The organism is Acidipropionibacterium thoenii DSM 20276, assembly GCF_000423445.1.
In the GTDB taxonomy this organism is placed as follows: Bacteria; Actinomycetota; Actinomycetes; order Propionibacteriales; family Propionibacteriaceae; genus Acidipropionibacterium; species Acidipropionibacterium thoenii.
The window spans coordinates 1-6,268 of the sequence record NZ_AUHZ01000036.1 but is presented as its reverse complement, the minus strand read 5'-3'; the positions used below and the strand labels follow the sequence as shown (position 1 = coordinate 6,268).

The window sequence follows — 6,268 nt, the reverse complement described above, 5'->3', positions numbered from 1 at the left end:
TCAACGGCAGGCTCGAGCACCTGCGCGGCTCGGCGCTGGGGTTCCGCAACCTGACCAACTACATCGCCAGATCCCTGCTCGAGACCGGCGGGTTCAGACCCCGACTACACCCTGGATTCGGATGAGCCGCGATAGCGTCGAGGTCGCGGCCGGTTCGTCGTTCAAGCTCGGTGTGCAGCCTGGTCGCTACGGCTGAGGCGACCCGGTGGAGAGAGGGTCTCACGTTGGGTTCCGCGGAATATACGAGGACGATGTGGCGCGCGCCGGGGGTGTGCCGGCAGGCGTTCAGCGCGTCGAGGCCGGCTTGTCTGAGCCGCGCCCGGGAAGCCCGTCGGTTCGTGATGCCGGTGAGGTCGCATCCCCAGACGACTGTTCTGATCCCGGGCTCCGGTGCCGAGTGGTCTTCCTCTGTCAGTTCAGGGAGCGTGAGGTCTCCGGCAAGGAGGATGCGTGAGGTCATGATGTGTGCACGCTCGTCAGTGTTTGGGCGATCAGTGCGGTCGCCGCGGCGGGTCCGTCTTCGCGCAGCATGGCTTCCGCCGCGGCTTGAGCTTGCGGTGTCCGGTCGACGGCGTCAGCGATCGCACCTTTCACGCGGTCAGGGGTGAGGTGATTTCGGTGCAGCGCCGGTCCGGTGAGTCCGGCGTGCTGGAGTCGGCGGGCCCAGAATGGTTGGTCGGCGAGGAAGGGAACGATGATCGACGGCGTCCCGGCCCTGGCCGTTGCGTGCACGGTGCCCGCACCGCCGTGATGGATCGCGACTGTAGCCGCCCCGAGCACATGCTCGTGCGGCACGCTCTCGGCGATCAGCACATCGGGTCGCAGGCATCGATGTGGCGGTTCGAGACCTCCCCAACCGGTGGCGAGCAGGAGGCGGAGGCCGGCTGCCCGTACGCTTTCGACGATGGCTTCGGCCCGGGAGACGGCGTCTCCGCCGTGCATGGACCCGAACCCGGCATACACGAACGGCGCGGGGTCTGAGAGGAACTCCCGGACGGCAGGCGAGAGTGCCGAGGGCGCAGGGGGCGCAGGCCAGTCGCCGGTGAGGTGCGTCGTCGAGGGCCAGTCCGCCGGGCGTGGCAGCAGCGTGGGCGACACGGCGATCAGTGATCCGGCCGGCGACGCGACCCGGCGCGAAGAGGGAAGGCCGAGTCTGCGTCTCGCCGCGCGGATGTCCGCGGCGAACAACCGCTCCCCCAGTGTGACGGCGTGATAGCTCAGCCGGTTGCCGACCGCACCGAGAGAGCGACTCGCCACACCGGGAGCGGGAAACTCGCGCGTGGGGCTGAGTACGGGCGTGAACCCGACGTCGAGAGCGGGGATGCCGAGGCGCTCGGCGACGACCGGGACGGTGAGCAGCTTGGGATGGAAGACGATGATGTCCGGCTGCCAGGACATGGCGGTGTCCACGACCCGTGCGAGCATGATGCTCATCGCGGGCCGGATCTGTTCACGAAAGGCGCGGAGACCGTTGCGCGATTCCTGCGTCATGCTGGTCAGTCGCCGGAAGCCCACGCCGAGGCTGGCGACGTCGATGCCCTCACCGGGGATCGGATCGTCGGGCGCTGCGACGCGGACCTCGTGCCCTGCCTCCTGCAGCACCGCGGCGAGGCCGAAGAACGGCTCGACGTCCCCTCGGCTCCCGGCCGTGGCCAGCAGGACCCGGCCGTGGCGAGGAGCCGAGGACGCGTTAGGCATCGTCGTCTCCGATGCGGGCGATATCCCGGTCCGGCTGCCCGTCCTCGTTCATGTCCGCGTTGCGTGCTTTGCGGGCGTCCCATCGCAGCATCATCGCGGCGGAGATCGCGGCGATGAGGGTGCCGATCAGGATCGCGATCTTCGCACCGTCGGTGTGTTCGGTGTCGGGGAACGACAGCTCGGCGATCAACAGGGACACGGTGAATCCGATTCCCGTCAGAAGCCCCACGGGGAGGAGATCACGGATGCCGATCGCGTCGGGCAGTCGCAACGGGGTGAGCTTGGCGACCAGCGCGGTCATGCCCAGCACGCCGAGGAGCTTTCCGAGCACGAGCCCGGCGACGATGGCGAGCACGACCGGCTGGCCGAGGATTGCCGCGGGCCCCTCGCCGTCGATCAGAGACACACCGGCGGAGAAGAACGCGAACACGGGCAGGGCGATGCCGGAGGAGAACGGGCGGATCGCGTCATCGAGCCGGTGGGTTCGCGGCTCCGGCTCGCCGTGGATGATCCGGGCAGGAACGGTGAAGCCGAGCAGGACTCCGGCGATGGTCGCGTGCACGCCGGATGCGTGCATGAACCCCCATGCGGCCAGAGCGAGCGGGACGAGAAGCCACCACTGCGGGCGCCGCATGCGCACCATGACCCCGAAGAGGACCACGAGGCCGAGAGCGCACGCCAGGGCGATGATGTCGATCCCGGTCGTGTAGAACACCGCGATCACCACGATCGCCAGCAGATCGTCGACCACGGCCAGCGTGAGCAGGAAAGTTCGCAGCGCCCGCGGCAGCCCGCGGCCGAAGATCGCCAGCACGGCGAGAGCGAACGCGATGTCGGTCGCGGTCGGGATCGCCCACCCGTGCAGGGCCTCCCGATCCCCGGAGACGAGGATCACGCTCACGAAGAACACGGCCGGCAGGATCATCCCACCCACCGCGGCCAGGACGGGAACGGCCGCCTCCCGCGGACGGCGGAGGCTTCCGGCGACGAGTTCGTGCTTGAGTTCGACGCCGACGACGAAGAAGAACACCGCCAACAAACCGTCGGCCGCCCAACTCGACAACGAGAGGTCGAGATGAAGAACGGCGGGACCGAGGGTGATCTCCGACAAGGCAGTGTAAGTGTCATGCCACGGCGAGTTGGCCCAGAGGAGAGCGAGTGCGGCCGCGGCCAGCAGCAGGAATCCGCTGGTGGTCTCGAGCGTCACCCATCGCCGCACACGGCGGCGGGCGTCACGAACACGGGTCACTGGCGTCATGGGTCTCCTCTGGTCACACCGCCGGCGGGTGTCGCCGGCGTCGATGTCGACCAGACTTCCCGACGCGCCGGAATCCACCTTACGTGACAACTCGACAGCCGCGCGCCGGCAGGCGCGCCGGGCCGTCGCCGTTGGCTAGTCCCTCCTCGTCCCGTCGTATCGTTGTCGGCGTGCGACATAAGCAGATCCTGGACAAGCTCGCGATCGGCCAGATCCCCGCGACCGTGGAGGACGAGGTCGCCCGTCTCGCGGGCACGAGCTTCATCTACGCCAAGCACGCCGGGCATCGGGGAGCACGCTATGAGGACGTCGTCCCGCGCCTGATCCGCCGATGGTCGGGACTGCTCGATGCCGACCACTCCGATTCGGACCGGATGCTCGGCCATCAGGTCGCCCTGGCACTCGCCACCTGCCTGCACCAGGTGGGGCTGATCGACCCGGAGCTGAGAGAGCGCGCAGTCTCCGGAATCGCCGAGCTGAACGCCCGGGTCTGGCTCAGTGACGTCTTCGAGCGTCAGTCGGCGGACGTCGCTGCGCTGCTTCGTTCCGCCCCCGTTGCCCTGACGCGCCGCCCTCCGACGCGCGAGACGATCACCTTCACCCGGCCCGGCGACCTCCTCGCCATCCGTACCGGGGATGTCTATGTCATCGGGCATGTGCACGGCGACACGGCGTTGAATCAGGCTCCCGTCGTGGAGCTCTATGAGACGACCTTCGCGCAGCTTCCGGAACCGGATAACGTGGTCGGCTCGCGGGCAGCGGGAGAGCAACGGGGCGACGGCCCCGCGTCGGTGAGTGTCCTTGGCGTCTTCGGGCTGCGGCATATTCCGGACCCTGCCGAGCAGATCGTCCTCATCGATGTGGCGCAGAAGACACTCCCCGATCGTTCGCATCTCGTCGACCGCGGCGTGGGCTGGACGGTTCGGATCTCTACGATCTCCTCGACACGGCAGCCGAGATCGCCGCACGCTGACCTGCTCGGGACCGTGCGCGCGCAGGCGACCGATGCTCAGTCGCCCTTCTCGGTGTCGCTGATCTTCTCTCGGGTTTCTCGTCGAGAGGCTCGCCGCTCTTCGCCGACCGTCAGCGAGGCGTCTCCGGAGGCGATGTGGGTGGGGTTCCCCGGGCCCTTGGGTTGGATGCGTCCCGGTTCGAGCGTGCGGGTGACGTCCTGGGCGGTGACGATCGGGATCTGTCCGGTCGCGGTCTCGTACCATTCGGTGAGGGCGGGATCGTCGGTGTCGATGCCCGCTCCGGCGCCTTCGTCGGCGGCGACCTCGGCGGCTTCGAAGACGAAGTCGTCACCGTGCTCGGCGATGCCGCGCCGGACGCCCTGCGCGATCGCGGCACGCGCGTACCGGTAGCGGAGTATGTAGGGGTCGGTGCGCAGTTCCTTGGCCCAGGAGATCATGATCCCGATCACGATGATCGCGAACGGCAGCGCCGAGACGACCATGATCGACTGCAACCCGGACAGCGCGGTCTGCCCTCCCGCGAGGAGCAGCGCGAGGGCTGCGGCGCCGAGGAGAACGCCCCAGGTGATCGTCACCCACGTCGACGGCTCGGGCTTGCCGCGCTGACTCATCGACCCCATCACGATCGCGGCCGAGTCCGCGGAGGTGACGAAGAACAGGATGATGGAGATCATCGCCAGCACGGACAGGACCACCCCGAACGGCAGCGCGCCGAACACGGCGAACAGGATCGCCTCCGGGGATCCGGCATCCGCGATCCCGCTCCCCTGGGACTCGAAGAGCATGGTCGTGCCGCCCATGATCCCGAACCACACGATGCACACGATCGAGGGGACGACGATGACGACGGTCACGAACTCGCGCAGGGTGCGGCCGCGGGAGATCTTCGCGATGAACATGCCCACGAACGGTGTCCAGGAGATCCACCAGGCCCAGTAGTAGTTGGTCCAGCTGGCCATGAACGCGGCGGCGTCGTTGCCCTGGGCGGGGTTGCGCAGGAGCATGGTCCATAGCTCGCCGAAGAACGCGGAGACGCTGGCGGGGATCATGTTCAGCAGGAACAGGGTCGGGCCGGCGATGAAGATGAACACCCCGATGACCGCGGCGATGACCATGTTGATGTTCGACAGGGCACGGATGCCGCGCTTGATACCGGAGACGGCGGAGACCACGAACGCGGCGGTGAGGATCGTGATGATGACGATGAGCCCCGCGTTGCCGAGGGGGCCGATGCCGGTGACGACCTCGACGCCGCTGGCGATCTGCAGGGTGCCCATCCCGAGGGTGACGCCGGTGCCGAACAGGGTGACGATGATCGCGAACACGTCGATGACCGCGCCGATCCATCCCTCGGTGCGCTCTCCGAAGATGGGGCGGAAGATCGCCGAGATCAGCGGCGCCCGTCCCCTGCGGTAGGCGGCGTAGGCGATCGCGCCGCCGACGAGCGCGTAGAACGCCCACGCCATCGGGCCCCAGTGCAGGATCGACTGCGCGAGCGCGTCGAGCATCGCATCTCTGCTGCCCGGTTCCGCCGTGAAGCCCGGCGGCACGTCGGTGAAGTAGGCCAGTGGCTCGGCGGGGCCCCAGAACAGCAGGCCGATGCCCATGCCGGCGGAGAACAGCATCGCGATCCACGACACCGTGGAGAACTCCGGCGACTCGTCGTCGGCGCCGAGGCGAATGCCGCCGGTCCGGCCGTAGCCGACGACGAACATGAACCCGATGGTCGCGATCGCGAGCAGTGAGAACAGCCAGCCGAAGTTGTCGGTCACCCAGCCCAGAGACGCCGCTCCCGCGGCGCTGATGCTGTCGGGGGCGAGGAAGCCCCAGACGACGACTCCGAGGACGAGGACACCGGCGATCCCGAAGACAGCCCAGTTGGTACTGAACACGCGCGGCGTGTCCTCGACCCCGATCCCGGGGGATCAGCGCCGGATGCGTCACCTCCTTGAGGATCGTCTTCGGTGATCTCTTTCCCGAGCCGGCGCTTGGCGTCTCCGTGTCACGTTTCCGGCTCTTCCCAGATGAGGGTGTAGCGCACGTCGCGCGGCGGGCCGGCGCGTCGGTGGCCGGGTAGAGGTCGAGGTCTCCCGAGGATGAGAGCTCCTACACACTCAGCCCGAAAGACCTCGACGTGCACGACGCTTCCGTCGGCGGGCGCGCTGATGCGTTCGCCAGCCCCGACCTGACTGCCTTCTGCCGCCTCGACGAACTCGGCCTCGTTGTCACCGGGCAGCGACTCGAGCCGGATCGTGCCGTATTGGCCTGCCAGGTGGTCGAGCCCGACCAGTGGTGCCGGCGCTGCGGCTGCGAAGGGAGACCACGTGACACCGTGGTC

The 6,268-nt window shown here is 68.3% G+C and carries 4 protein-coding genes and 1 pseudogene; 1 reads left to right on the top strand and 4 read right to left on the bottom strand.

Annotation, left to right across the window (positions count from 1 at the left end):
• Positions 1–456 precede the first annotated feature (456 nt).
• From G554_RS15660 to G554_RS15655, 4 genes are all read right to left on the bottom strand, one after another.
• A complete protein-coding gene (locus tag G554_RS15660; protein ID WP_051232813.1) occupies positions 457–1,698 on the bottom strand; it encodes a glycosyltransferase in 1,242 nt (413 codons plus the stop codon).
• Positions 1,691–2,956, bottom strand: a complete 1,266-nt coding sequence (nhaA, locus tag G554_RS0109170; RefSeq protein ID WP_027587659.1) for a Na+/H+ antiporter NhaA — start codon at positions 2,954–2,956, stop codon at positions 1,691–1,693. The genes G554_RS15660 and nhaA overlap by 8 nt, the downstream gene beginning before the upstream one ends.
• Positions 2,953–3,849, bottom strand: a complete 897-nt coding sequence (locus G554_RS0109165; RefSeq protein ID WP_027587658.1) for a hypothetical protein — start codon at positions 3,847–3,849, stop codon at positions 2,953–2,955. Before G554_RS0109165 ends, nhaA begins: the two co-directional genes overlap by 4 nt.
• Before the next feature lie 116 nt (positions 3,850–3,965).
• Positions 3,966–5,822 carry a BCCT family transporter gene (locus G554_RS15655; RefSeq protein WP_051232812.1) on the bottom strand — a complete coding sequence of 619 codons (1,857 nt, stop codon included), beginning with the start codon at positions 5,820–5,822 and terminating at the stop codon, positions 3,966–3,968.
• A gap of 242 nt (positions 5,823–6,064) precedes the next feature.
• Here G554_RS15655 and G554_RS15650 point away from each other — a divergent pair.
• Positions 6,065–6,268: pseudogene (locus tag G554_RS15650) on the top strand (ISL3 family transposase); the annotation flags it as partial.

Coding starts and splice junctions, on each gene's coding strand:
- nhaA (WP_027587659.1), bottom strand. CDS start 2,956: ATGACGCCAGTGACCCGTGTTCGTGACGCCCGCCGCCGTGTGCGGCGA.
- G554_RS0109165 (WP_027587658.1), bottom strand. CDS start 3,849: ATGCGAACGATCGGGGAGTGTCTTCTGCGCCACATCGATGAGGACGAT.
- G554_RS15660 (WP_051232813.1), bottom strand. CDS start 1,698: ATGCCTAACGCGTCCTCGGCTCCTCGCCACGGCCGGGTCCTGCTGGCC.